The sequence below is a fragment of the Litchfieldella qijiaojingensis genome (assembly GCF_014651875.1).
Lineage (GTDB): Bacteria > Pseudomonadota > Gammaproteobacteria > Pseudomonadales > Halomonadaceae > Litchfieldella > Litchfieldella qijiaojingensis.
Genome location: NZ_BMXS01000057.1, coordinates 1 through 3,114 on the forward strand (window position 1 = coordinate 1; position 3,114 = coordinate 3,114).

Consider the following 3,114-nt stretch of genomic DNA (forward strand, 5'->3'; position numbering starts at 1 on the left):
CGCCCACGGCCACCGCCACCGACAGCGCCATGCAGCGCTCCCCCGACGAGCCGAAGGCGGCCCCGGTCAGGGAGTTGACCACGTTGTCCATGTCGGCGTCGGGCATCACGATGGCATGGTTCTTGGCGCCGCCCAGGGCCTGGCAGCGCTTGCCGTTGGCGCTGGCGCGGCTGTAGATGTACTCGGCGATCGGCGTGGAGCCGACGAAGCTGACGGCCTGCACGCGGGCGTCGTCGAGCAGGGTATCGACGGCTTCCTTGTCACCGTTGACGACGTTCAGCACGCCGGCGGGCAGACCCGCCTCCAGTGCCAGCTCGGCAATGTAGAGCGTCGAGGTCGGGTCGCGCTCGGAGGGCTTGAGCACGAAGGTGTTGCCGCAGGCGATGGCCATCGGGTACATCCACAGCGGGACCATGGCCGGGAAGTTGAAGGGGGTGATACCGGCGACCACGCCCAGCGGCTGGAACTCGCTCCAGGAATCGATGCCCGGGCCGACGTTCTTGCTATGCTCGCCCTTGAGCAGCTCCGGCACGCCGCAGGCATATTCCACGTTCTCGATGCCACGCTGCAGCTCGCCCTTGGCATCGTGCACGATCTTGCCGTGTTCCTGGCCGATCAGCCGGCAGATCTCATCGGCATGCTCTTCCAGCAACTGCTTGAAGCGGAACATGACGCGCGCACGCTTGGCGGGTGGGGTGTTGCGCCAGGCCGGATAGGCGGCCTGGGCGGCGGCGATGGCGTCCTCGACGGTGGCCTTGCTGGCCAGGCTCACCTGGCCGCCCACTTCGCCGGTGGAGGGGTTGTAGATGTCCTGGGTGCGTGCGGCGTCGTCGACACGAGCGCCGTTGATCAGATGGCCAAGCGTGGTCATGGTGATACCTCTCGAATTAGATGTTATGGGTTGGGATGCTTTAGCTCAGTCCGCTGGTGGCTCAGTCCAGTTCGCCAATGGCGTCGCTATTGTTGCTGTCCTGATCGGCAGGCTAGTCCCGCTCAGTGCTAGGTTAAACCCATAAGCTTTTAATCTTATGTAAGTGCATGGTTAACTTTCTGCGGTGGTGGGGTTTCCCCGATCCGGCAATATCGATGACCCGATGTTTCTCAAGCGTCCTGGTTTTCAGGACGGGAAAAAAAACCGTGCCGATTTGACTCAAGGTTCATCTCTTGAGGCTTCCGAGCGCGTCGCTGATGATAGACAAGCCCTGTTCTGCCTCTTGGGCGGTGACCATGCAAGGCGGCACAACGTGAATGCGATTGGCAACTACAAAGGGCAGTAAGCCACACTCCACCATGGAAGCTTTAAGCTGCCCCATTGCCTTAGCGTTTAGCGGCTGCCGGCTTTCACGGTCTTCTACCAGTTCAATTGCCTGGAAAACACCCAGTCCGCGTACTTCGCCAACGATATCGTAACGCTCGGCAATCTGCTTTAACCCAGGAGCTAAAACGTTAGCGCCAATACGTTCTGCGTTGCCTACGATATCTTCTTCTTCCATCGCATCAAGCGTTGCACAGATGGCTGCCATCGCCAGCGGATGGCCAGAGTATGTTAGCCCACCGAAGAACATGTTCTCGTCAAAATGACGCGAAATCCTCTCCGAGACGATTACACCGCCAGCCGGGACATAACCTGAGTTGATGCCTTTGGCGAATGTAATCAGGTCGGGCGTCACGCCAAAGTGATCCATCGCCAGCCATTTTCCGGTACGGCCAAATCCTGCCATTACCTCGTCGAAAATGAGCACGATGCCGAACTCATCAGCCAGCGCTCTTACGCCATCCAGATAGCCTTTGGGCGGAACCAGAATACCCGCGGTACCCGGTACCGTTTCCAACAGGATGGCGGCAATGGACTCGGCGCCTTCAGACTCAATGATCCGGCGTAAATGCTGTAGGGCGCGTGCCCCTTCTTCCTCTTCGTTCTGCGCCCAAAAGTCACTGCGGTAGAGGTAGGGGTTAAAGAAGTGGACGTGACCACGGGCATACTCGTTGGGCACGCGGCGGAAGTCGCCCGTCGCCACAATGGCTGAACCCGTACCGCCATGGTAGGAGCGGTAAGCCGACAGTACCTTTTCCCGACCCGTGATGGCGCGAGCCATGCGAATAGCATTTTCGTTCGCATCTGCACCGCCGTTGGTGAAGAAAACCTTATCGAAGCCTGCCGGTACGCGAGCAAGTATCTTTTCAGCCGCCAAGCCGCGAGCGTAATTAGCATGCGAAGGCGCCACCGTGGCCAACTCGTCTAGCTGTGCCTTGATGCCTGCAAGTACTTTCGGGTGTTGATGACCAATATTGGTGTTGACCAGTTGGCTTGAAAAATCAAGATACTCTCGTCCTTCATAATCCCACAGCCGACAGCCACTACCGCTCTTGATCACCAGCGGGTCCAGTGAACCCTGCGCAGACCAAGAGTGGAAAACCCCTTTGCGGTCTAGCTGCTTGACGTCCTGATTGCTAAGCGATTCATTATAGAAAGTTGTCATTTCAGCCACCTTGTAGTGTTGGCATGGTGTATCGGTTGGTCGTTTCGCGAAGACCGGAAGGTCAGTGTGCTATCACCGTCTTCATGCGTGCGTAGAAACGAAGGCCATCCGGGCCGTGGACATGCGGGGCACCAAAATAGAGCGCTTGCCATCAACGAAGCGGGATAAACGATTGGCTATCGTGTGCCGCTCCTCTCGTTGCCTGCTTGATGTTGGCATCAAGCAGGGGCGAAGGACGCTCCAGTTGCTGCCTATGAGAGCCAGAATATTATGGGGTCTTGGTACCAATAAACATTTTTATGCTTTTGTTCGTGTAATCTTTTACTTAACTTTCTGACTGGCGTATTGAACCCCCGTCGATGAACCAAAAAAAAGCCGGATCGAGTTTCCCCGATCCGGCAATACCTATGGCACGACACCTATGATATGACGTTTCTCAAGCGTCCTGGTTCTCAGGACGGGAAGGAGAACTGCGCTCCTTCGCGTACCCCGGCCGACGGCCAGCGCTGGGTGACGGTCTTGCGCTTGGTGTAGAAGCGCACGGCATCCGGCCCGTAGGCGGCCAGGTCGCCGAACAGCGAGCGCTTCCAGCCACCGAAGCTGTGGTAGGACACCGGCACCGGCAGCGGCACGT

The 3,114-nt window shown here is 58.1% G+C and carries 2 protein-coding genes and 1 pseudogene; all 3 read right to left on the reverse strand.

Annotation, left to right across the window (positions count from 1 at the left end; all coding sequences use genetic code 11):
- On the reverse strand, positions 1 to 871 hold an 871-nt coding region (locus tag IE093_RS22115; RefSeq protein ID WP_189473087.1), incomplete at its 3' end, for an aldehyde dehydrogenase family protein.
- Between the two features lie 286 nt (positions 872 to 1,157).
- Positions 1,158 to 2,480 (reverse strand): aspartate aminotransferase family protein, encoded by a 1,323-nt coding sequence (locus tag IE093_RS22120; RefSeq protein ID WP_189473090.1) that lies wholly within the window; start codon positions 2,478 to 2,480, stop codon positions 1,158 to 1,160.
- Between the two features lie 452 nt (positions 2,481 to 2,932).
- Positions 2,933 to 3,114, reverse strand: a pseudogene (locus IE093_RS22125) (methylmalonate-semialdehyde dehydrogenase (CoA acylating)); the annotation flags it as partial.

Bases quoted from the DNA above. Each gene is read 5' to 3' on its own strand.
- IE093_RS22120 (WP_189473090.1), bottom strand. From the start codon at position 2,480: ATGACAACTTTCTATAATGAATCGCTTAGCAATCAGGACGTCAAGCAG.